The organism is Leptospira broomii serovar Hurstbridge str. 5399 (assembly GCF_000243715.2).
In the GTDB taxonomy this organism is placed as follows: Bacteria; Spirochaetota; Leptospiria; order Leptospirales; family Leptospiraceae; genus Leptospira_B; species Leptospira_B broomii.
Genome location: NZ_AHMO02000011.1, coordinates 175522 through 199876, shown reverse-complemented (window position 1 = coordinate 199876; position 24355 = coordinate 175522). Strand labels below are relative to the sequence as shown.

Genomic DNA, 24355 nt, shown 5'->3' with positions numbered 1-24355 from the left:
TTCTCCCTTCATCCAGGGAAGGGTTGTGCGTCTTCTCGACCTTCTTTCAACGCATGCTCCGCCATTTTATGTGCCTCCTCTCCAAGATACTTCTCTATGATTGAGTGAGAAAGGTAAATAATCGGAGTGATAGCGATCGCGATCGCCATTTTATATACGAAGTTCGTGGAAGAAATTGAATTTAGGACGCCGAACTCGTATTGTCCCCAGTATGCCACGAAAATAACGACATAAGAATCCAATAATTGTGAGACTATCGTTGAACCTGTCGCTCGAAGCCAAATAAACCGGTTTTTAGTTTTTTTGCGAATCAAATGAAAGATTTGTATGTCGATTAGCTGTCCGATAAGATACGCGATCACCGATCCAGCGATTACCTGTCCGGTATTCGTAAAAACGGTGTGAAAGGAATGGTCGTCTACGGGAGAATTCCCTACTGCGGGAATATTCATATCAACTTGAAGAAGAAAATAGGCCAGAACGATCATCAGCATCCCTACGAGCGTCAGATAACGGACTCCTCGTCGTCCATAATATTCGTTCAAGAGGTCGGTTACAATAAATGTGACCGGAAACGGAATCACTCCGATGGTCATCGTAAATCCTAACGCTTGGATCCACTTCGATCCGGTCACTTCCGCCATTAAAAGAAAGGTAAGAAACAAGGCGCTGAGTACAAAATAAAGTTTAAAAGGCCGATGGAATTGCATCGAAGGAAATTTTTTCCGAATTTTCTAGCTGTCAATCAAAGAAAGGCGCTCCGTCGGACAAAGATTTGACATCTGGACTTGCAAAGAATCACTGGAAAGCAGTCGGTGCTTTACTTTTTGCCTCCGCGATTCGATATATACATAGAGCTCAAATGAAATCTAACGAAGAAGAAACCACACCTGAGGGACTTAGCCGTCCTGTTCCCTTCCCGCCGAAAAAAACTCCCGTTTGGCAAACCGCATTTGTAAGCGTAGCCTGGCTCTGTCTTTCGGGCGTTTCTTTTTATTTAGGATTACAGGCGCTAAAAACCAAATCGTCCGGATCGGAAGTCTCCAAATCCGTCCTTACTTCGGAGAGCTCGCAAATACAACTAGCTAATCCGAGTCTGAAGTCCCCCGTGGGCCCGAGCGCCTGGGAATCCGTGGGTAAATGGTGGAATTCTACGGATTTTTTTCCGACAGAAACTTCTCACGCAGAAACTCAGAATTCGGATGGCAAACCGTCCCTACCCGCGAATGATGATGACGTGTCCTTTCGAGCTTCTACTTGGTTTTCCGATTACGAGGCCATGAAAAAGACCGTTCATTTATACAATGAAATTCATCCTTTTATTTACGGTTTTAAAGGAAGAGAAACCAATAACGGAGATTTATATTCACTTTGGGGAGCCTCCCAAAAGCATGCTCGAGTCGCGGAACTTCGTAATCTAAACCCGAGAGTGAAAATCATTCCTACGATTTTTCGTTGGGAAAATAAGAACGAGAAAATTTCCGAGAATATCGGCCTAAACGGTAGGAACGATATTCGCGATAAACATATTCAGAATATATTGTACGAAGTGGATACTTACGGTTTCGACGGAATCGATATCGATTACGAAGGAATGTCCTGTGAGAAGAAGGAAAAATTCGAAGAATTTATCGTTCTTCTTTCCAATGAAATCCACAAACGAGGAAAAATTCTTTCCGTAGCGGTGCATCCAAAAACTGCCGCTAAAAAAAGCGGTCTGAAAGCGTGTAAGGGTCTGAAAGAAAAAATTAAAATGGATTTCGCCGAGAATTGGCGAGGACCTATGACTCACGACTATGCATTCCTTGCGCAACATGCCGACCGAATTAAGGTTATGGCCTACGAACTTCATCCCCGTAAATACAGAAATCCGGGTCCGGGTCCTCAAGCGCCTAACGTTTGGATTCGCAATATCATCGAATATGCGAAGGAAAGAGTCCCATCTAAAAAACTTTATATGGCAATTCCGACATACGGATATGATTGGGCTTTGAATTGTAACTCCAAAATTAAATCCGTTTATTGGTCCGATGCATTAAAGCGCCAGCAGTTAGGAGTCACTCATCAGCCTACGAATATCGATCAGGTTATGGCGGCGAATAAGAATTCGGGGACTTGGACGAATCTCTCTAAATTCAGTTGGGTTCACGAAGGAAAAACGTACGAAGATCCGAGTATCTGGTATAAATCGGAAGGTTGCGATAGAGTCGCGTTCTTCATGAATCGTAAAGCTTTCGAAGAGAAAATGACTCTATTACGTTCCTATGATATAGGCGGGTTTTCTTTCTGGCAACTTCTGTCGGATAACGATCCCGGCATAAGCACTTATTTGGAATTATTAGTAACCAATAAACTTCCTCCGGTACCCAAAGTCCAAACCAAACCTAAGAATCCGGATGTAAAGCAGTCTCCGCCGGAGGAAGCACAGGATCAGGAAGAAGCGAAAAATACCCAGGAACTTGTCAAAAAGTAAATCCACAACTTTTACGAAAGATCCTTCCTTGGCGGCAAAGATTTTACGCCAGGGCGGGATCGTTCTGTTTCCCACCGAAACGGTTTACGGATTGGGAGTCGATTCTCGTAATCTTTCTGCCTGCCTCGAAATTTATAAAATTAAAAATCGACCTGCCGACAATCCTCTCATAGTTCATCTTGCAAACCCGGAACAAATTGCAGAGATCGCCGATATCACCGAGGACGGATATCGAATAATCAGGCAATTTATGCCGGGACCGATCACCATTATTTTGCGGAAAAAAGATGAGTCCGTTTATTCAACCGGTTTAAGCACGATTGCAGTGCGAGTCCCTGCGCATAAACTATGTGCGGAAATGCTCTCCGATTTTGGCGGACCTGTTTCAGCTCCTTCAGCAAATCTTTCCGGCCGACCTTCAATCACTCGATATGAAGATGCAGTAGAGGAGTTTGACGGGTTAGTGGATTTAATCCTACAGGGGGATGAACCGACGATCGGCTTGGAATCAACGGTTGTGGACCTTTCGGTTGACCCGCCCAGATTACTTCGTCCAGGGCTGTACGGCGTCGAAGAGTTAAGTCGGGTTTTACCGAATCTGGCATCGGTGGGTGATAGGGCTACCCAGGCTCAACCGATGAGTCCCGGATTAAAATACAAACACTACGCTCCTGAATGCGAGGTTTATTTTGTTCAATCGAATCCTTTGCCGGAACAGAATTCGGCTGCGATCGGTATCGGAATTGATATCGACGACTGGGCGTTTGCAGTTCGGGTGAACGATAACTTCGGGTATATGAGGGAATTATATTCCTTCTTCCGGGATTGCGATAAGAAAGGAATTCGCAAGGCGTACTGTTTCCCGCCGGCAAACGAAGCCGGGAAGGAGGCCCTACTAAATCGAATTAGAAAAGCCTCTGAAGGTTCCCGAACTTAGTGCCGTGAGAGTTCGGACGCAGCCTCTGAAAAATAAAGAATTTCCTGCTTTTTTAAGAGGTTCTTAGATTTAGGAGAAGATCCAAAATAATCTAGAGCTGCAAAAGAAAGACTCGGTTTCATTTCCTGGATTAAATCCTTCCAGGTGTAAGTTCCCGGCAAATATCTCACATCCATTTTAGCAAGATTTACTTTTTCTTTGATCCGCTCGAGTAGTTCTAAAAAGGATGAGCACGAATCTAAGAATCCGGCTTTCAAGAATGTCTGACCTAAAAAGATTCGTCCTTCCCCCCATTTTGATTCCAATTCGGCATCCGTGGTCTTTCTCGCTTCAGCTACTCGGGAGTAGAATAAATCACGAGATCGGGAAACTTCTTTTTTCAAGAATGCGGAAGACTTCGCTCCCAATTTTCCGTACTCCGAAAGTATATCTCGGTACGGATAGAATGAGATTCGCTCTTTTTTAATTCCGAGTTTATTGTACAATCCTTTTAGATCGAATCGAAGCATGACCGCTCCTATGGATCCGACAATAGAATAAGGAGTCGCGTGAATTTCCTCGGTACCGCAGGCTAGATAGTATCCCCCGGAAGCCGCCACATTCAGTACGTAAGTAAACACCGGTTTTTTTTCGGCGAGCTTTCGAATTTCGCGATAGAGTAGTTCGGACACCAACGCCGAACCGCCGGGAGAGTTCATTTCCAAAACGACCGCAGCTACTTTAGGATCGTCCTTTAATTCTTTTAATAAACTTTGATAATAACGATATGATACCTGTCTGGAACGGAATTCCTCCTCTCGACCTAGATCGGGTAATATGTTTCCCTGGATAGGTAAAATCGCTAGAATCGGAAGTGATTTGGAGACGAGATTGAATTGTTGTAATTTCGAATGGAGACGAAGTCCTTTGGCGGTAAATCCTCTGTAATTAGGAGTCCCGGATTTTTCCGCTTCTTCCTCCCGCATGTATCCTTCGTGCAAATAATTCTCTTGGAATTCGTCCTCTTCCAGCAAGTCGGTAAGAAATTTCGCTTTGAGCAAAGCTTCAGCGCTAATAATGGGTTCTTCGAGAACGGATAAGGGAAGTCCGGAAGTTTCTAAAAAGGATTTTTTGAGAAACTCATTCTGGTCCTTTAATAAGGTTTCCAAGTTCTTTCTAGCCGGAGCGGAGAACGAGGATCGCTGGAATGTTTCTCCGAAAGATTTGAACGCGCCGCTTGCATACGTTTCTACGCCGACACCGGCCTTTTTTGCCGCATCTCCAAAAAAATACGGTTCGGCGGAAGGAAGGGTCGGAAAAAACTCCGAGGCAGAACTAGCGTATCGCTCTTTGCAATAAGAAAGGAGCAATAACGATTTTGTCCCGCCTCCTAAAGAAAATCCTGCAGTCGCGATTCCTTTCTCATTCAAAGTTTGAATCGATTTACATAGATTCCAGGCCTCTCCGAAACCGTATTCCGGCGCTTCGAAGAGAAACGAAACTTTTTTTAATCCGGGAACTAATGAGAGAGCGCGCAATCCTAAAAGGAAATCGATGAAGAATGGGGTTTCGTCCTTCGAAACTAGCATTCTTACGAAAAGAGATTTTCTCTCGTAGGAAAAGGTCGAAGGAACTTCGAGAAAGAAATGATCTCCTTTGCGAAAGCGATAAATCAGCATTCTCCAGAATTGTAATAAAATGCGGAAGGGTAGAAAAATCAGCGAAACGATCTGGCGAAGCATACTTGAATCCTTTTGCCGACCAATGTATTTTTTCGGGGGAGAACAGAAAACGGATTTTTAACGCAGGAAAACCGCTTTTCAGTCTAAGGAATACTATTTTCTCTGAAATGTAAGAGGGTACGAATTTGGATCATATTCGGATACGCGGTGCGAGAGAGCATAACCTAAAAAACGTCAATTTGGATATTCCAAGGGATAAGCTCGTCGTCGTAACCGGATTGTCCGGATCAGGTAAATCGTCCCTTGCATTCGATACTATTTACGCGGAAGGTCAAAGACGATATGTAGAAAGCTTATCCGCATATGCACGGCAATTTCTAGGCCAGATGGAAAAACCGGATCTTGATTTAATCGAAGGTTTATCGCCGGCCATCTCTATCGAGCAGAAGACCACTCATCGTAATCCCAGATCCACGGTCGGAACGGTAACTGAAATTTACGATTACCTCCGCCTATTATACGCGAGGATCGGCAAACCCCATTGTCCGATTTGCGGAACTCCGATCCAATCTCTTTCCATCGATCAAATCACCCAACGAATACTTGCTTATCCGGAGGGAACCAAGCTTCAATTGATGTCACCGGCCGTATCGGGGAAAAAGGGCGAACATAAAGATATTATCGATAAGATTAGAAAAGACGGTTTTAATCGGGTTCGGATCAACGGGGAAATCAGAACTCTGGATGAGGAGATTACCTTCAAAAAAAGTTTCAAGGCTACCATCGAGATCGTAGTGGATCGAATCGTAATGAAGGACGGAATACGGCCAAGACTTTCAGATTCGGTGGAAACTGCATTAAAACAATCGGAAGGAACTTTAATCGTAGATGACGGAAAGAAAGATCACATCTTTTCTCAGAAACTTTCCTGTCCGAATCATCCGGAAGAATCAATTCCAGAACTTTCTCCCCGATTATTTTCATTTAATTCTCCGTATGGAGCCTGCGAAACTTGCGACGGCTTGGGGAGTTTATTGGAATTCGACGAAGATCTCTTGGTTTCGGATCCGGAGCTTTCCCTTGTGGAAGGTTGTATCGAGGCATGGGCGGGTTCAAAAAGTAATAGTTACTGGTTTTTAACAACCGTACATTCTATGGCTAAAACGCTAAAATTCGATTATAATACTCCTTGGAAGAATTTACCGGAGAAAGTCAGAAAGACCGTATTGTACGGGGATAAAAACTTAAAGATAGATTACGATTTTAGAAAAGAGAATTCCCATTATGAATTCAGCAGAGAATTCGAGGGAGTCATTCCGAATTTAAAGAGACGTTATAAAGAAGCGTCCGAATCCAGACGGCAGATTCTGGAAGGGTACATGACAAATCATGCATGTCCTGCCTGCAATGGAAAACGTTTGAAACCGGTTACTTTAGCGGTGGAAGTGAACGATTTAACCATCGATAAGTTTTCCGCATTTAGCGTGGAAAAAGCATTGGCTTTTGTTAAATCTATGAAGCCGAAAGGCAGCGAGGAGATCATCGCTAAGCCCATCTTGAAGGAGATCCAGCAACGATTGACCTTTTTAAATGATGTCGGAGTCGGCTACCTTAGCTTAGAAAGGTCCGCCGGTTCTCTTTCGGGAGGTGAAGCTCAGAGGATTCGATTGGCAACTCAAATAGGATCTAGACTTCAGGGAGTTTTGTATATTCTAGATGAGCCTTCGATCGGACTTCACCAAAGAGATAACACGAAGTTAGTCAATACGTTGAAAGATCTGCGGGATCTTGGAAATACGGTGCTTGTCGTTGAGCACGACCAAGAAACCATGGAAGAGGCGGATTGGCTTATCGATATGGGCCCAGGTGCCGGAGTTCATGGCGGAACCGTAGTCTGTGCCGGAACTCCTGAGGATGTTGCTAAGAATAAAAATTCCCTAACCGGAAAATATCTTTCCGGAAAAGCGTTTATTCCGATTCCCGATTCTCTTCGTTCGGGAAACGGGAAAAAAATCAAAATTGTCGGCGCTAAAGAAAACAATTTAAAGAATGTTAATGTGGATATTCCGCTGGGAAAATTGGTCCTGATAACCGGAGTTTCAGGCTCCGGAAAATCCACTCTTATTAATGATATTTTATATAATGCCGCGGCTCATAAAGTGATGAAAATGCGCACCATTGCGGGCAAGCACGAAAAAATTACGGGCTTGGAAGAAATCGATAAGATCATCAATATCGATCAATCGCCGATCGGTCGAACTCCTCGCTCCAATCCGGCGACCTACACCGGTTTATTCACCGTCGTGCGAGATATGTTTGCCGGATTAGAAGACTCGAAGGTTAGAGGTTATTCTCCCGGAAGATTCAGTTTTAACGTGAGCGGCGGTCGCTGCGAAACCTGCGAAGGTGACGGAATTCTCAAGATCGAAATGCATTTTTTACCGGATGTGTACGTTACCTGTGATGTTTGCAAGGGAAAACGCTATAATCAGGAAACGTTAGAAGTTAGATTCAAGGGAAAGAACATCTACGAGATTCTAGAAATGACGGTGGAAGATTCTGTGAAATTCTTCGAAAATATTCCGGCTCTCAAACGAAAGCTGGAAACTCTGGAAGAAGTCGGTCTCGGTTATATCAGATTGGGACAACCCGCAACCACTTTTTCGGGAGGAGAAGCCCAAAGAATCAAACTTGCAACGGAACTTTCCAAACGTCCCACCGGAAGAACATTGTATATTTTGGACGAACCTACTACCGGACTACATTTTGAAGACGTTCGTCATCTAATGACGGTATTGCATACGCTAGTCGATCGTGGGAATTCCATGATCGTAATCGAGCACAATTTAGACGTGATTAAGCAGGCGGATTGGATTATAGATATGGGGCCGGAAGGAGGAGACGGAGGCGGGCGAGTCATCGCCGAAGGAACTCCTACGGAAGTAGTAAAAATCAAGGAATCTTTTACGGGCCAATATCTTAAGAAGGTAATGGGAACAAGCGGTAAAAAAGCGGGATAAATATGGTAGACCCGTCTCGGGTTGTACGGCATAGAGTCTCCAAGACGCCTCTATGCAAGAACTCTCCGCGAAGCTATTTTCGTTTCCCAAAACAGAATTTCGTTCCGTATACAAACTATCATTGCCTGAAATTTCCAAGGCCGGTTTGTTTACTGCGCTTTCAAACGGAGGGTTTAAGGAATTTCATGAAAAATTAATTCTTCTTCCTTCTCTTCCTCATGGAATCGGGGTCGGCGTCGGAATTATGGCTCAGACAAATGTTGCCGGAAGAATTCTCCGTTTACTATCGGGCGTGGAACCGGGTTTGGAAGCTCAGGAGGAAACAAAAGAACTAGCGAAAACGATCCTGAACCGATTGTCCAAAGGTTTGGGTATCTTAGGTTTAGGAGTTAGCGAGCCTGGTTGGATGGGAAAGATTTCCAATTTGAAATCCGTAGCTAGTCGTTTACCTGACGGTTCGTTCGAGCTAACTTTCTCGAAAGGATTCGTTACGAACGGAGCCGATGCGGAAGGTTTTCTAGTAGTTGCAAAAGGTGAAGAGGTTCCGTACGGAGTTTTTTACGTCCCGAGAAATAGCGAAGGTCTAGAGCTGGAGGAATTCCATTTGGATTTCGCGCCGGAGGCGACTCACTGTAAAATTAAGGCAACGAATCTTCGCGTTCCAAAGCACCATTTATTTCTCTCCGACTATTCTAAATTCGGTCCGGATGTGCATCTTTCCGAAATGCTTTCAGCCGCAGTTCTGTTTTGCGGTGCGATTCGTAAAATTGTAAGTGATTTGGGCGGTCGTCCGGAATGTCGAGAATGGTCCTCAACGCTTGGACAACTTTGGGATCTAAGCGGACTACTGTTTTCAAAATGTCTGGAACTGTCCGAAAAAAAAGATAGGAATCCGGCTTATAAAATTGAAGAAGATCACCCTTACGGCTATGAAACTGTTTTGGACATATCCGGAAAACTGCTGGATTCACTTCCTTTCTTTGATCTAAAGAAAGAATATCCCGACTTTGAATTATTTTTCTCCTTTCATCCTTCGAGAAGCCCGGTCTATTTAAAGAATAGAATTAAACAAACAAGAGAATGGAGGAAGTTCGGAATTCGCTAGTGGGAATGGTGGTTATCCGGATGATCGTGATTATGGTGAGCATGTCCCCAGTCTTCGGGTTCCATTTCGTGAAGAGTTTTGGCCAAAACTCCATCTAACTGTTTCGTCGTTTTCAAATCTTCCAATTGTAGATATATTTGTTCGAATTTCCATTCGTCCCGAAGGAGAGAGTAAGCTTCCGTCAAAATCTTTTTCGTATCCGATCCTGTTTTGATTTGTAAGCGGAAAGCGCACGCATGAATTCCTTTCGTAAGACTCCAGCTATGAGAGGAAAGGATCGTTGCGACTCCTCTGAGATCTAGAATATCCTTTTGCAGATGATCCCATTCGTCAGGATTGGGAGAAGCTTCCAATAAAATGGACAGGCTTTCCTTGAGGATAGATCCTGCGGATTTAAGAATCAAGAAAGACAGTAGAACGCTGATTAACGGATCGATCCAATTCCAGTTAGTGTAGCGAATCAGAATCGCCCCGACAACCACGGCAACTGTAGCTAATAGGTCGCTAAGGACGTGCAAATATGCCGATCGCAAATTGATATTGTCTCCGGCTACTCGTCTTAATACCCAGACGGAAATTAAGTTCAAAACGATTGTGCCCAAACTGAATGCAAGCATTAAGTCAGGGGCCACTTTATGTCCGGATCTGATTCTTTCCCAAGCCTCGATTAGTATGTACGCGGAAATTCCGAATATCAAAAGTGAATTTAGAAATGCCGTCAGCACTTCCACGCGAAAGTACCCGAAGTTCATTTTATGATTCGGTTTTCGATCGGCGATCAATACCGCAGTGAGACTCAGCAACAAGGCGAAGGAATCGGAAATAACATGTCCTGCATCCGCGAGCAATGCAAGGCTATGACTTTCCGCAGCCCCCCAAATCTCCCAGGTGAAAATTCCGAGCGAAAGTAGTAGGGCCATCAACAGCGAACCGACCGTACCTTTTCTTCTAGGCCGAAGAATCGTTTGGTTTAAAAAAGGATCGACCTGAGTCGCAGGCCGATCCCGAGTTCCTTTCAAGTTAGGGGATTTTCTCATCTTTCCGGTAAACTTTTATTTGCGGGGAACGACTACGATATCGACGCGACGATTTATCGCCTTGTTTTCGGGTGTGTCATTGGAAACTAAAGGGGCATATTCGCCATAACCGGCGGCGGAAAAATTCCTGGGATCCAGATTTTTAGCCTCTAGCAGGAAGTGTAGAACGGAAAGGGCTCTCTCGGTTGAGAGCTGCCAGTTATCCTGAAATTTCTTGGTTCGTATCGGAACGTTGTCCGTATGACCCTCTACCGTTATAATATTTCCCGGATAATTAACTAAAATCTCCTTAACTTTATCCAAAGCAGGTAGAATCTGCTTTTTTAAATCGGCCGATCCCGAGTCGAAAGAGATTTGGTCGTCGACGTTGATGATTAATCGACCTTGGAAGCGTTTTACTCGGATTTGGCCTTTGGAAATTTCTCCCTTCAGCTTTTCTTCCAATTCGTCGGCCTGTTTTGCCAACCGCTCGTTTTCCTTCTTCTGATTTTCGGTAAAATCCTTGAGACGAGCGATTTCATCCATGAGAGACGCGATTCTTGCTTCGAGAGTGGCGATCTTGGTTTCGTAATCTTTCTTTAAATCTTCGGTTTTTTTAATACAATCCAGCTTTTCCTGTTCGAGAGCGGCTTTCAATTCACCGATCAAATCTTGGTATTTTTTGGATTGTTTAGCGTTTTCATCCAGAAGTTCTCTTTCTTTATTGCCGCTCTTTGCTTTTAAAAGTGCAATCTGGTTCTCAAGATTTTTGATCTGATCCGCGTATTGACTCTGGTCCTTTTCACGGAAGGACTTTTCGCTCGACAATTGGTTCTCAAGACTTTGTATGCGCCCTTCCAAGGAGATTTTTTCTTTTTTAGAGTTTTCAGATTCGTTTCGGTAGCGGGTCTTTAGAGAATCCAATTCGAGTTCTAAAGTCACTTTCTCATTATAGAGCTTGTTGTATTCCCAAGGAAAATAGACGACATCGGCTTGGAGCGGAAGTAGAGCTAGGCCTAAGATTCCGGCAATTACTAGTCTTGAGCAGAATGATTTCATGGATATTTATTGGACCTAAGTTCCATTCTAAGCGGTCTAGCAGCCAGTCAAATGAAAAACTCTTGCTTGAAAAACGGAAAGTCATTGAACAGAGGAAAACTTGTCGGATTCTGTCGGAAAAGGGGAGGTTCAGCTAAAATGGAAGTTAAGCGTACTGCAAAGGAAACCGTCTCGACCAAGGCAAATGCGAAATCAGCCGACTGGCTTGAATCCTTCTCCAAAAGAATCGAAATAAAAGATACGGAGTATCTTCGTGCTTTTATCGAAGCGAATCACCCTGCAGATATCGCGGAGGTTTTAGAAAAATTAGACGAAGAAGAGGCATTTTACGTATTCCGCCTCTGTGATTCCGAAATGCAGTCCCTGATTCTAGTCGAATTCGACGAAGACCTTCAGGCGGACCTGATTTCAAGATTACACGTCCATGAGATCTCTCCGATCGTCGAAAATCTGGAGACAGACGAGTTTACAAATTTAATCTCCGAAATCCCGAAAGACAAGGCCGAAGAGATCTTAAACTCGATCGATAGAGAGGATTCTTCTCAAATCAGGAAGCAACTCAATTTTCGGGAATATACTGCCGGTCGTTTAATGACGACCGAATTTGCTTCGGCGTTCGAAACGGATACCGTCCGCAAAGCTATCATAAAATTGAGACGAATCGCTAAAGAAACCGACGATATCTATTTATTATACGTTACCGACGAAGAGAACCATTTAAAGGGATTCATCAGACTCAAAGATTTGTTTCTCGCCCCTCTGAACCAAAAAATCGGCCGCCTCGTTAAGGAAGAGGTATTTTCCATTCATTACGATACGGACCAGGAAGAGGTGGCTAAAACCTTTCGTAAGTACGATTTAGTTTCCGCTGCGGTCGTCGACGATTTGGATCGAATTATCGGGAGAATCACCGTAGACGATATTTTGGATATCGTCCAGGACGAAGCTTCCGAGGATATTTTGAGAATGGGAGGGGTTTCGGAGGAAGAGCGCCTGAATACCTCCATTTGGGACTCGATTCGACGCAGACTAATTTGGCTTGTTATCAATTTAGGGAACGCGGTATTGGCTGCGTCTACAGTTTCTCTTTTTGAGGAAACCATTCAATCATTCGTTCTTCTTGCCGCTTTAATGCCGATCGTCGCGGGGATGGGGGGCAATGCGGGAACTCAAGCGATAACCGTTGTCGTTCGTAATATCGCAACCGGAGATTTGAGTCCGAGTAACTGGGGCATCGGTTTTCGTAAGGAATGCATCATTGGGGTTATCAACGGTTTGACCATCGGTGCGATTTCGGGACTTGCGGTTTATTTTTATTTGGGAAAAACGGCTCTCGCCCTTGTTATCTTCTTTGCAATGCTTGCGAATCTAATCGTTGCCGCAGTGTTAGGCGCTTCAATCCCTATGTTACTCAGAGTGTTGGGAATCGATCCCGCAATAGCTTCATCCATCTTCGTTACTACGACTACCGATATCTTCGGATTTTTCTGCTTTCTCGGATTAGCCACGATGTTCCTTGGTTACTTATGATCGGGATTTGCCGTCATTATTTTATTACAGAAAGAAAGTGTAGGACATTCAATGAGAGAATTTTATAGACGCGGCATATCTGCAATTTTCGCAACGATTATGCTAACGGTCATATTGATGATTTTGAATTGCACGGGTTCCCAAAAACAGATAGCCGTAGAACCTAAGGGTGAGGTTGTCCCGAATCCGGCAGGAGAGAACGAATCCATATTGGACGAGGAAGGAAACGAAGTTCGAATTACGACGGTTGATCCGACTTTTTTTCAAGGCATTTCTAAAGATTCGGGCGAGTATTTTCGCGTATATATCACGGGAGATACGTATAAAGTTCGTCAAATCCGAGGGACTAAATTTATTCATCGGAAAGTCGACCGGGGTGGGGACGCTTTAATCAGCGAGGAACTCCTAAAATACAATAAAATTAATTTTACGGACGATGGAATCATATTAGTAATCTTGAATGGGAATACCGGCGCCGTCGAAACCATCCGTTTCAATACTCGCGTTCCGAGAATTAACGACTTGGCAAAAGTGATTCAGAACGATGTGACGCGCTGGACGATGGAGCATTCCGAGGAAAAACCGACCGTTACTAAATACCAAATTCATTATATGATCCGCTTGGAAAATCGATCTGGCTCGACGCGGGATAAAGTTAAGGAAGAACTTCGAAAAGAAGTTCGTAAGTAATCAGAAGACTGAAGACGGGGGACTCTCCCCCGCGCTGCAGCCGCGTTACGCGCGTCTTCCGCTACCCAATCGAGCGACCCTTAGGGAGCGAGATTCCCGAAGGGTGACTGAACGAAGTGAAGTCAAATTTTCAATCAAACAAACTGCCTTCGAATTAACTCCATATCTCCGGGGAATTGTCTCTTCCAAACCCCCGGACCCGAGGTCTCTTTTGTATCAGAAGACCGAGGACGATAGACAGAAAATTAGAAATATTGCAACTATTTTATGTTAGATAGTTTTGTAGGAGCTCCAACTAAATTCATTTTGAAAAACTTCTTGTCAGAAGAACCATTTTGCGATAATAAACTTTTCCACCGCTTCGCTCCGGCCCCCGCCCGAGGGTGGGGTTTATTAAGTAAATTCTACTTTCCGGGCTCAGGCACTTTGGGCGCTCCGACAGAATTCATTGCATCTAGTACCTAAACCCTACTCACTTTTGATCAACGTGTCGGGCGTTCTCCGATAAATAAATTTCTTCGTGGGAAGCCGCAGCCTTTTTAACTTCGAGCAGCTACTGTCTTCTGTAGAGATTAGAACATCGATAGACGGAATTTCCGTGTTCTATAGAAAGATTCTTATGTTATCAGTGGATTTTTCCCCGTCCTCCATCTTCTGTCGGCGCCAGGGATGCGAAGGGCTTTATAAAAACCAAAACTATCTGACAAGTTGGCGATGAAAAATCGAAACTTGAGAAGTTTCGATTTGGTTCCTAAATTTACAAAAATTTGCTTAGGTCCTTTCAAGTTTCGGCTTCGCGATCCTTTACCATTTTCGGTTTTGAGGCCTGATCTCAATTTTCGATTATCGTAAATCAATGGGAGGCAAAAGTATTATAGTCGAGTTCAAACCCCGTATTATCGTCCTATAAGCCATTAATAGGCGAAATATTAGATTCTTACAATTCGATCGCCTGAAATTAATCGTTCCACTATTTTTATAAACTTGAAAAGAAGACTACTTTCATCTTTGCTACAAGTCCTGTATTTAAACAACTTCGGTAAGATGTGCATTCTCGTAGATCGGAAGCGTCAAAGAACAGATGGATAAGATCCGGATAGGGCAGGAAAGAGTAGCTTAAAACGCTACATTTGCCTTATCATTGATCGAAGTATTCCGCAAGTTGTAGACCGTTCATTCATAAATCGGTTACAGTTAGAAAATCGATTCATATAACCGATTTATTACATTCAAAATACTTTTAATTCCTAAGTAAGCGCGCGATTTTTCTTGACTCTTTCATCTTCAAAATGTATAAACTCAGAGTTTTTACATCGGAGGAATTCAATGAACCTGGAAATGATGAATATTGTGAATGCTGGCATCGGTATTATAAGGGCCGGGCAAGCAAGAATCGAAAACACTAAAATGACAATTAAGAAGGGTTTCGACGATCTGGCTGCCAAAGGAGCTGCCGATAAAAGCGAGTCATCGGTCCGTCTTCGTGATTTAACGATCAAAGTCGTAGATAGCGTTAAAGAAACTAATGCGACGATCGAAAAAAATTGGAACGAAGTACGTTCGAAATTGTCAAACTCGGTCAACGGTTTCTCACCGAAGGAAGCGGAAGCGCCGATTAAAAAAGGAGTGGCGAAACCCGCATAAGTGTAGGATCGATTTGGGGGGTGTCGGTTTTGCGTATTGTTATTTAGAAAACTAGCATCCCCGAAAATTTTCCGGCATAACCGAAAAAATTCGTACTTAGTGAAGGATTGGATTACCTTCGTCTTTACCCTTTATAACAAGAGGCGATCGATCATTTACGAAGCGTTACATGCGAATTTTAGGTTTAGTTTGAGCCTTTATCTCATAAGGGTTAGGATTTTTACAACTCGAAGTAGTGGGTCGGATAGTCTTTCTCACGATATTCTTAAATAGAAGAAGCTAGATTCCCAATCTATTCTGCTTTATATTCGACGGATTTTCCGAAGAGGGATTTTTTCATTCTGAGAAACCAATATTCTAAAAAGCAATACGAAAGCATAGCAACGAAGAACGTATTTAAATAAACTTTTAAGAATAGAACTAGAAAATCAACCCATCCGATACTATTATTATTGAAAAAGGCATCTTTACTCAATTCTCCCGCGTATTTAAAAGCTACGTAGGGATGCCATAAATACATTCCGTAGCTGACTCTGGTTATAGGAATGAACCATCCGAACGAAAAAAAACCGCTCACCAAGGAATTAGAAATTAAACAAAGAGCGATTAATATCCCGTATCCGATATTCAGCATATTAAATCTAAAAGAAAGAAATAGGATATCCTTAGATTCAAAGATAAGGTAGTGCGCCGACGCGAGTGCGGATAAGGCGATCATTATTAGGAAAATTTGTAATGCTATACTGAATCTTCGGCTTTGATTTTCGATCGACCATTCGGCCAAAAGCATTCCGACGATAAATGCGTCGAATCTTGTATGCAGCGGATAATAAATTCTGGCAAAATATTCGCCTTCGCTCAGAATTTCCTGGTGAGCAAATATTCGAAATGCAAGCGGAATAAAGTATAATAGAATAAGAACGGCTATTCTTAACCGTCTGCGTAATTTGAATAAGATAGCTAAACAGAACAGGGGAAGTATCAAATAAAATTGCCATTCGGATGCTAAGGACCAGGTATGTCCGTTTATTCCAGATTTATAATTAGAAAAATAAATTAGGTCGTAAAACCAATTCGATAATTGCAGTTGTAATTTTTCCCTATCCGCTACTGGGAAGAAAGGGTTATCCAATAGATTTTTAATGCCTGAATACGTGACAGGTAGAGTGATCGCTATAAATAGATAATAGGCCGGAAAAATTCTGAATACTCGGTTTTTGTAAAAAGTCGGAAGACTCAACTCTTTCTTAATCAGCCAACTCTTGAGAAGCTCACCGTAGATCAAAAATCCGCTTAAAATGAAAAAAAGATCCACCCCGGAAGAAAGATTTAAGAAGATTCTATCTAACCATGAAGGGCATTTTATGTAGCTCTTTCCGACTAACCAAAAATGATAGAATAATACGAAGGTTATCGCAAAGAAACGAAAACCGTTCAAGCTCTGCTGTTCTTCTTCCTTTCTACGAAAAATGCTCTTTAAGGGACTTGTTATGATTGAAAGTGCAATTCGGTAAATTTGATGTTTCGAGAAAGAATAATGCACAATCAATAGACTCCATTCAATTATGGACGAATCGCTTCTATGAGGTCAATATACGAGATTCGCCTCTAAGGACGCACCAATTTGCGGTATTCATTGAATACGTCAATCAAAAAGTATACGGCGAGTCGAACGTTCAGCTGATAGGCGTAATGCGATAATATTGATTACGGTTTGATTTCTAATCGAATCTTTCTCGAATCGATTTCTTGCAGTTTGAAAATAATTACGAGATATCGATAGTTCAATAGAATGCTATTTATTTCCGAATTCCTTATCGTAGGCTCCTGTACCGTATAGTTCGTCGTATTTCGCCTTCATTCTTTCACCGACGGCGATTCTCTCGGCAAATCGCCAATCCGATTTAGTTGCATTTAGTTTTTCCGCTTCCTTGATCAGCTCCTCCGTCGGGCTGGTACCAGGCTTACAAAGTGGATAAGCTTTTTTAAGAAGTTCAATTTTGGCCGCAGAAATCGAAACATCCACATTCGTCCAGGCTAGAAGATATGTTTCGTGCGTGAAGATATCGTTCCAAGATATATTAAAGGATTCCTTGAGTATTCTTTCCCGTTCCCGAAGTCTAAAAGGACTCAGTTCCTTTGTTCTGCGAATATTTTTAGGAGTTGCAGAAGGGTTTGTGGCATCTACCCATCGTTCATCTTTCGGGGCAAAATTAGTATATGAATCAAGCCAATCGTTGACTATATCGATCACCTTTTCCCAACGTTCTGTAATGGCTTTCCACTTAATAATTGCCGGCTCATACTTCCATTCTATTTCACGCCGAGCCAGTCCGAATTCGAAACTATCGGGAACCTTAAAGGTAGCTTTCGCAGCTAGTTCATCGAAAATCTCTAAAATTTCTTCTCCTCTTTTAATATACAATGGAAGATTATAAAATTTCGCCCAGTCGATATCAGTAATGAGTCCGCCGCGGAGTACAGAAGATCCTTCCATAGCTTTATCCAGGCCTTTTTCGATCAGCAGACGAAGAAATACCGGATAAGTTATTCCGGATTTACCCAGATCGATTACTGCTTGAACTCCAGCGCGTAGTAATGCCGCCGTTTTCGGCTTCATTATTCCTTTTTTTACGTCATCTTCATATCGATCTAGCGCACTTTCATACGACGCTATCGTTTGCTTTAAAAAACCTTCATCTTCATCGATCTCGGAGCCGGAGGATTGCGATGAGCCTTTTGCCGCATCTGCAAGAACCTGGGAATATGCGGCACTAAAATTCGTAAAGCATCCTTCCGTCATTAGTTTGGCGCTAAAAGCGCCAAAGTCATCCATATCGACGGCGTATTTTTCCATTTTATTCATTTCGGCAACCATGTTGTCGAAAGCTGGACCGGATAAATTTTTATCCTTACATTCTTGAACCATGTTTCGGAACGTTCCTAACATCGGATCGGACATCATTTTATCAATAGGCATATTTTTATTCTCTCAGGAAAGTCCGATCAATCGTTTGTGATCTTCAATTCTTCGTTTAACGATGTCGTCCGGAAAGGGAATATTTCTTCGGTGACGCGTTTCCCAAATAAGATTATAGTCGTAATTCCAGTCGGACTTATAATTTCGATTACTCGGAAGAGTCGTTTTTTGAAATAATTCTTTATGGTCTTTGATTTGTTCTGCTATACTATCCGTGACTTCCTGATACCATTCCTTAGGAACCTCGTCTTTAATGGCTTCGGCGACGATAAGATTCTCTATCGCGGTAAAATCGAAGTAAAATCCGCTTATAAAATTATCGACTGTTATCAGAATGGAGACTTCTTGATCGATTTTCGAAATTATTGCGGGTACATCCATGGCCGATTTGGCGTTGTCGATCTCTTTCAGAATTCGTTCCGACGAAATCGCTCGAATCGGCTCTTCTATTCTTTTAAAATGAGAAAGTCTTGCCGTCTCCTGGTCTTTTACAAGTGCAATAGCGCATTGGATTTCAGGATGATCCTTTTCTACTATTAGGCGAAAATCTTCGAGTTTTGAACACCCTGCAATTGCATCGGACATTTTTTTTTCAGCAGCATATGAACGAGAGTAGAGCGGATTCCCTTCGAATCGCTTCATTCGCGTATTATAATAAGCCGCATATTCCTCGTGTCTTTTTTCCATAATTATGCTCCGCGACGAAATAATCCTAAGAATCCATTTTTATCAAGAAAATATTTATCGCTAATTTGAATTTGTCAATGGCGAATTCCCGCAATCGAACAAATACAGATCGGAATTCGTTTAACAGTATTTATTGACCGTCATAGTCTTTTGGGAAAATGCATTCGGAGAAATTCAAGAAAGAAGAATAAAAGAAGTCACTGGATTCGTTGGATACATTAGCATTTTTTTTAATTACTGCTGTTCTATAAATAAAATCGAGCAGCTGAGGCGACATTCTCTTTTATTTGTCTTGATACTTTTGCTAGATTGTTTCACATCGATTTGAATTCGTGAATAGATAAATTTATTACCGGCTTTAGGTTTTAAAGAAGGAACGATCGAAATCGGAGATTCAAGAAAATACCGGGATTTTGGCGGGAGTACTTCGTAAAATTACGTCGATAGTTGTAAATTCGCGCTTTTTTTGAGTGGGCGAATGAGTCTCCCATATGGGAGATGTCTATTTCCAAAGATTCATCCTATTTGATTTTTGAAGAAAATTGTAAAACAAAGTGTAAAACAAAGCAGTTAGAAAGGTCTATTTTAGGTTTTGTTTATTTAGTTTGCTTTTTGGCAAATCGCTTCCGTCGTGAAACTTCCCTTTTTCAGAGCGAAAAATAACAAAGTCCCCCTAACTAAGATATTCAACTCTTCTAGCTTCTACAAAAAATCGAAGGATCGTTTGAGATAATCGGTGTTTTTCTAATTTATTAACTGCCGGAAAATAGGGACCGAGATCGTAAATCCAATATCCATAATAAAAAAACATATTCCGCATTTTTAGAGTTGTCTATTTTCAATCTTTTGCTACATCAATTGAATTATGTCACATATATCGCTCCTTGATTTTGAACCCAGAGCGTCCCGAGATAGGAATAGAGATCTTTCCATACATATGATCGAGAATTGCTCGGATCCAGTCGGACTTGCAGAGACCAAGGAATTTATAGATAGAATCTTTAGGACCGCCGGTTATACGAAAAGCCCATATAAGAACATTAATTTGGATTCTTGGTCTACCTGGTTCTATATTCGTCATAAAGGCAAAATTATTTCGGCCATGAGAGTTGTAGAAAAGGTTCCTGGTAATTTTATTCCATTAGAGCAAGTAGTTATTGTAGGTTCCTCTCCTCATAAAAGATATGCAATCATTGAAGACAATGTTGCCGACTGGAATAGTGTAGCGTTCGAGACAACTGTTACCGGCATTAAGGCCGCGTACATAAATTTTAAAATTGTCGCTAAGTTTTGTATCCTAAAAGGGTACGAAACAGTTTACGGAATGTATAATCCTCAATTAAAAGGAATCGAGAGCCTATATATAAATCATGGCGCCGAAATCTCTAAAAAATACCTAGGCCCGGTATTTTTCCCTGGGTTCTACCTTAACGGGAAGCTTGCTCATTTCAATGTTATCGAGTTAAAGAAAAAAGCTTTACAGGAGGTCGCGTCACAATTGTAGTAAAACTTCAGCAAAATGCCTATGGAAGCCATTAATCTAACACCATTTCTGGTTAGTTGCTTTGTCTTCTTTCTCGCGTATTACGTTTACACTGCAAATTCTTCCACTAAAAGAATTCCGAATTCTTTTTGGCTCCTCTCCACGACAATTTCGCTGTGGCTTTTCATCTTAGCTTTTAGGGGGCTTACGCCAATTGAATGGAGAGGAAATGTCCTTAACTGGACTCTTGTTCCTGCTATTTTAATTCCATCCTTTTTATTCTCCGTTGTAAAGAGTATATTGAATATTGAGACAACAGGCTTTAAAGTTTTAAAGATATTTGACTGGTTTGCAATTGCATTTTTTTTGTTCGAAGCGATCGTCGGAAAAATCGTAAGCATCAATGACCCATACTTTTTTTCTTACACTCCTACTTCTATTTATCATCTATTAATTTTTTATATTTTTTCAAACGTCGGATTTTCAATCTACTTAATGGGCAAGGGAACGGTTAAATCTCGCGGTTCAATGCGCCTCCAACTAGTATTAATGCTGATAGGAATCTTTGTCGGTCTTCTCGTTTCCCTCCTTTTTGTTTATATTTTACCTTTAATGGGGATATTTAGGGCCGATTTATCTTCCTTTGGAATCGGAATTTACGTTATACTTTGGTCAATAGCAATTTTGCAATATGATGCTTTTGAAATGAAAGCTCAGTGGCTTTCGGGGAAGAAAATTCCGTTTTTGATACGGTTCAGTTTGCCGCTAGTACTGCTCTTATACCATTTAGCTGATCCGGTAGATTACGATCGAAAATTATTGGATACTAGAGCACAAATTGCAAATTCACTAATAGAATTTAATTACGAATTAGTGGCTCGGACTTCCTTAGAAGGTGACGAAAAATCTCGAGTAATAGCGGCTCAATTTAGTCGTTACTTCAAATAATAGTTATAAAATCCAGCATACGGATTAGATTGAATTAGTTTAACTTCTTGTTAAATAAACCGTCTCCAAAACCAGTTCCCGCTCACCTTGAAAATCCTAAAACGGAATAACCGGCTTAAAACTTAGAATTCTCATCGTAAAGGCATTAGCGTTGAACGGGCTTATTTATAAATTCCAAGAATTCCTTAGTAAAGTCGGAATTTACTTCGTCCAAGCTAGCCTTCACTACCATCTCTCGCAAATGATGGTCTTCTTTCTTGATTTTGCTATAGAACGGCTTATTTCTGAATGCATTATAGGTTTCGTTAAAGACGATATTTCCTTGTGCATCTTCGACGATATATTGTGCAGTCACTATGCAGGTATATTCGTACAACAAAGTTAACGCTATGATCGGGAACAGGCTTTCTTCGACCACCTCGTATAGGAATACCCCCGCTCCTAATTCGGAATGGCCCGTGATGACCGCGACGAGCAATCCGGTAGTTATCCCGGTAAAAATACTCCATGCGATAACGGAGCCTCGGATTTCTCCCATGTCCTTTATTTCGACTCCGACAGTATAGTCCGGATTATCGATCGGTTCCGAACGCATTCCCGATCGAAAGAGTTTATTATTTAAATTTAATTTGATCCATTTTCCGAACTTAAGCTTCTCCTTCTCAATTTTTTCGATATTCTTTTCCTCTCCTTTTGGAGCTTCCGTTAATGAACGCAAACTATCGATTTTTATCGAAATGAAAGGATCTTTGAGAACTACTATGATCGGACTGTTCTTAATTTCCGATTTTTTCCGGATCGTATTGGCTGAACAATTAGAAAGAAATACAAGCAGAAGACATAGGGTTGAAATTAATTTCATGCGTTTCCAGGATTTTAATGGACCTGATACTTTTCAAACCAATTCGGTTTCTTTAAGCTAGATTGAATTTCAGATAAGATCGGCAAATTTAATCAACTAGTTCCGATTCTTCGTCTCAATTCGGTTCTTTCGGATAAACGACAAGAGGTTTGTTATCTTCGATGATGCTTCCTTTTTGCAAAATATTTCTACGTAAGTCCTTAGATAAATTGCTTGTCCCGATAAATGTGTTTCCATCAAAAAAGGATAATTTTGAAGATATCTTTTTTCGGGCGATCATATCGTTGATTTTTTTTGAAGTCAAGGTCTCAAAGTTATGACTTTGAGACGCTAAAAGAAAACCCCAGGTAGTGTAGAACGAGGGAATAAAAACCGAATAACTTAGGACATGCTTGAACGCAGTAGCCAAAGATCTTCGGATCACTGCGTGCTCGGACCAATCGGCAGGAGTAAGTTCCAGTGCCTGAATCCCGATAAGTCCATCTTTCTTTAACTTGGAGGAACAGATAGAATAGAATTGTTTTGAATAAAGATTTAGAATCGGATCGAATTTCTCCTCTACTCGTTCGCCAAAGCTTGATGTTAAGTCCAATATTATTACATCGAAGCGTTCGCTCGTGTCTTCCAAATACTTACGACCGTCTTCAAAGACCAAGTTTACCCTCGGATCTTTAAAGGAGCCTTTATGCCAATTTTCCATTTTCCGGGAAAAAAGCTGAACCAACTCCTCATCGATATCGACCATCGTAACCGATTTAATCGTATTATATTTCAGTACTTCTCTTAATGTAGCGCCCTCTCCACCGCCAATTATCAAAACGTGTTCGGTTTTCTGATTCAATAAGCAGGCGGGATGAACTAACGATTCATGGTAAATATACTCATCTTGCCGTGCGGATTGTAATTCGCCGTCGATAATTAAAGTTTCGCCGATAGACGGCAGTTCAACAAATTCCACTTTTTGAAACTTAGTCTTTCCTGAAAAATAGGTCTTCTTTTTGCGGTAGAAGTGAATCTCGTTTTCGTCGTAATAATCCATTATCCAGGATTTTGTGTTTATTTCCAAATTCGCGCTTCCTCAAGAAATAGCCTCGTAATTTTATCTTTGAAGCCATCCCTTTGAATTATTTTTGTTTGAAAAAAAAATAGGATCGATACAATCTTCTTTCTTTATTGATTAGCCCTATATTCGATCTCCATCGGGATAAGCGCGTTAGTCGAAGTTTAGCATTTTTCGGGCGGTTGTAAATAGGTATCTTCCACATTTGCGGGATTTACCTATTCATTTATCAAAACGAACTTTTTTCTTTTGAGGATACTTATAGCAGAGTCTGTTTTATGAAGAATAACTTCAGGATAATGTCGGGTTTATACCTGCTGTATATTGTGTTCGTTCTTATATGGATAGGAATGGAAATCTTTTCGATCGAGCAAATCCCTCTCTTTAAGACGGAATTTTTCATTCAAGCTAATTTCATCGAGGTCCTTTTGGGGATATCCAGTATAATCATTTTTTTTAATTTATATTTGGAATTGTCGGATGCTAGGAAGTTAATCAAAGAGGCAGAAATAAGCCTGAGCAGACAGACTAAGAAATTAAATTTTCCGAGAGGAACTCAGCTTGGAGAAGAATTTTGGAGTTCGGTAAAACTTCAGTTCAGTCGATGGGAGTTAACCCGGTCGGAGCAAGAACTCGCCAAATATTTGTTAAGAGGTTTTTCGAATCCGCAGATTGCAGCCATTCGAAAGAAAAGTTTAAGAACTATAGAGAATCAAACTCTTTCTATCTATCGCAAGACAGGTATGACGGGGAAGCTGGAATTCATCGCTTATTTTATAGAACCGTTATTACCTGAAGACGAGGATGAATAAAAGTCGATCCTCAATCGATTCAAAGATCAAAAGTTTGATGTTAAGCGTACACTTATACTCCATAGCATCATAGGCGAATGTACCTCTCCGACGCATTTCGATCGGGAGATTTGAGAATTTTTGTTTCGAAACTTAACCGGCAGCAAAATAGTCAATAATTTTTATCTTAATAGTTCATGTTTCAATGGTTTCCTGCCCCGCCATCCTCAGGTATTCCAGCTTGGAATAGAACATAGGTTCGTTAACGGTTTAAAAAATCTTCGAAAATGATTGATTATTTTTAGGACTTTCATTACAGTCTTGCGTCTACTTAAACGCTACCCGAAAGAGCGAACCGTTTACTGATATTGGCATCGTTCTTTGACTCGATACGAAAAAATATATTAAC

The 24355-nt window shown here is 41.6% G+C and carries 19 protein-coding genes; 10 read left to right on the top strand and 9 right to left on the bottom strand.

Annotation, left to right across the window (positions count from 1 at the left end):
- Positions 1-8: 8 nt before the first annotated feature.
- A complete protein-coding gene (locus tag LEP1GSC050_RS18305; protein ID WP_010569806.1) occupies positions 9-710 on the bottom strand; it encodes a queuosine precursor transporter in 702 nt (233 codons plus the stop codon).
- A 152-nt stretch (positions 711-862) separates the two neighbouring features.
- On the opposite strand from LEP1GSC050_RS18305, the gene LEP1GSC050_RS18300 reads away from it, so the two are divergent.
- Entirely contained in the window at positions 863-2473 is a 1611-nt protein-coding gene (locus LEP1GSC050_RS18300; RefSeq protein WP_040911977.1) for a glycosyl hydrolase family 18 protein, read from the top strand.
- On the top strand, positions 2460-3410 hold the full coding sequence (locus LEP1GSC050_RS18295) for an L-threonylcarbamoyladenylate synthase (protein WP_010569804.1): 951 nt from the start codon (positions 2460-2462) through the stop codon (positions 3408-3410). Before LEP1GSC050_RS18300 ends, LEP1GSC050_RS18295 begins: the two co-directional genes overlap by 14 nt.
- Here the strand turns inward: LEP1GSC050_RS18295 and LEP1GSC050_RS18290 are convergent.
- On the bottom strand, positions 3407-5131 hold the full coding sequence (locus LEP1GSC050_RS18290) for a S49 family peptidase (protein ID WP_010569803.1): 1725 nt from the start codon (positions 5129-5131) through the stop codon (positions 3407-3409). The genes LEP1GSC050_RS18295 and LEP1GSC050_RS18290 overlap by 4 nt on opposite strands.
- A gap of 125 nt (positions 5132-5256) precedes the next feature.
- On the opposite strand from LEP1GSC050_RS18290, the gene uvrA reads away from it, so the two are divergent.
- Both uvrA and LEP1GSC050_RS18280 read left to right on the top strand, forming a co-directional pair.
- The gene (uvrA, locus tag LEP1GSC050_RS18285; RefSeq protein WP_010569802.1) at positions 5257-8091 is read left to right on the top strand and encodes an excinuclease ABC subunit UvrA; all 2835 of its coding nucleotides are present in this window, start codon (positions 5257-5259) and stop codon (positions 8089-8091) included.
- Positions 8092-8143: 52 nt separating this feature from the next.
- Positions 8144-9196: an acyl-CoA dehydrogenase family protein gene (locus tag LEP1GSC050_RS18280; protein WP_010569801.1), complete on the top strand. Its 1053-nt coding sequence runs from the start codon at positions 8144-8146 to the stop codon at positions 9194-9196.
- Here LEP1GSC050_RS18280 and LEP1GSC050_RS18275 read toward each other — a convergent pair.
- Entirely contained in the window at positions 9193-10233 is a 1041-nt protein-coding gene (locus tag LEP1GSC050_RS18275; RefSeq protein WP_010569800.1) for a cation diffusion facilitator family transporter, read from the bottom strand. The genes LEP1GSC050_RS18280 and LEP1GSC050_RS18275 overlap by 4 nt on opposite strands.
- A gap of 15 nt (positions 10234-10248) precedes the next feature.
- Positions 10249-11271, bottom strand: a complete 1023-nt coding sequence (locus LEP1GSC050_RS18270) for an OmpA family protein (protein WP_010569799.1) — start codon at positions 11269-11271, stop codon at positions 10249-10251.
- 138 nt (positions 11272-11409) lie between these two features.
- Here LEP1GSC050_RS18270 and mgtE point away from each other — a divergent pair, with 138 nt between their 5' ends.
- From mgtE to LEP1GSC050_RS18250, 3 genes are all read left to right on the top strand, one after another.
- Positions 11410-12801, top strand: a complete 1392-nt coding sequence (gene mgtE, locus LEP1GSC050_RS18265; RefSeq protein ID WP_020987886.1) for a magnesium transporter — start codon at positions 11410-11412, stop codon at positions 12799-12801.
- Positions 12802-12852: 51 nt separating this feature from the next.
- Positions 12853-13491: an LA_2219 family laminin/E-cadherin/plasminogen-binding protein gene (locus LEP1GSC050_RS18260; protein ID WP_010569797.1), complete on the top strand. Its 639-nt coding sequence runs from the start codon at positions 12853-12855 to the stop codon at positions 13489-13491.
- 1326 nt (positions 13492-14817) lie between these two features.
- Positions 14818-15135 (top strand): phasin-related domain-containing protein, encoded by a 318-nt coding sequence (locus LEP1GSC050_RS18250; RefSeq protein WP_010569796.1) that lies wholly within the window; start codon positions 14818-14820, stop codon positions 15133-15135.
- 292 nt (positions 15136-15427) lie between these two features.
- Here LEP1GSC050_RS18250 and LEP1GSC050_RS18245 read toward each other — a convergent pair whose 3' ends face one another.
- The 3 genes from LEP1GSC050_RS18245 to LEP1GSC050_RS18235 all read right to left on the bottom strand — a co-directional run bounded on the left by LEP1GSC050_RS18245 (position 15428) and on the right by LEP1GSC050_RS18235 (position 18802).
- Entirely contained in the window at positions 15428-16573 is a 1146-nt protein-coding gene (locus LEP1GSC050_RS18245; protein ID WP_232225827.1) for an acyltransferase family protein, read from the bottom strand.
- Positions 16574-16930: 357 nt separating this feature from the next.
- On the bottom strand, positions 16931-18115 hold the full coding sequence (locus LEP1GSC050_RS18240; RefSeq protein WP_010569794.1) for a hypothetical protein: 1185 nt from the start codon (positions 18113-18115) through the stop codon (positions 16931-16933).
- Between the two features lie 12 nt (positions 18116-18127).
- Positions 18128-18802 carry a hypothetical protein gene (locus tag LEP1GSC050_RS18235; protein ID WP_010569793.1) on the bottom strand — a complete coding sequence of 225 codons (675 nt, stop codon included), beginning with the start codon at positions 18800-18802 and terminating at the stop codon, positions 18128-18130.
- Between the two features lie 937 nt (positions 18803-19739).
- Here LEP1GSC050_RS18235 and LEP1GSC050_RS18225 point away from each other — a divergent pair.
- Positions 19740-20306, top strand: a complete 567-nt coding sequence (locus LEP1GSC050_RS18225; RefSeq protein WP_010569791.1) for an LBL_2463 family protein — start codon at positions 19740-19742, stop codon at positions 20304-20306.
- A gap of 21 nt (positions 20307-20327) precedes the next feature.
- Entirely contained in the window at positions 20328-21233 is a 906-nt protein-coding gene (locus LEP1GSC050_RS18220) for an LIC10906 family membrane protein (RefSeq protein WP_156896032.1), read from the top strand.
- Between the two features lie 145 nt (positions 21234-21378).
- On the opposite strand, the gene LEP1GSC050_RS18215 is transcribed toward LEP1GSC050_RS18220, so the two are convergent.
- Together LEP1GSC050_RS18215 and LEP1GSC050_RS18210 are read right to left on the bottom strand one after the other, a co-directional pair.
- A complete protein-coding gene (locus tag LEP1GSC050_RS18215) occupies positions 21379-22095 on the bottom strand; it encodes a hypothetical protein (protein WP_010569789.1) in 717 nt (238 codons plus the stop codon).
- A 115-nt stretch (positions 22096-22210) separates the two neighbouring features.
- Positions 22211-23161, bottom strand: coding sequence for a spermine/spermidine synthase domain-containing protein (locus LEP1GSC050_RS18210; protein ID WP_010569788.1), 951 nt, complete (start codon positions 23159-23161; stop codon positions 22211-22213).
- Between the two features lie 293 nt (positions 23162-23454).
- Between LEP1GSC050_RS18210 and LEP1GSC050_RS18205 the strand changes: the two genes are divergently transcribed.
- The gene (locus LEP1GSC050_RS18205) at positions 23455-23967 is read left to right on the top strand and encodes a helix-turn-helix transcriptional regulator (protein ID WP_040911928.1); all 513 of its coding nucleotides are present in this window, start codon (positions 23455-23457) and stop codon (positions 23965-23967) included.
- Positions 23968-24355: the final 388 nt, after the last annotated feature.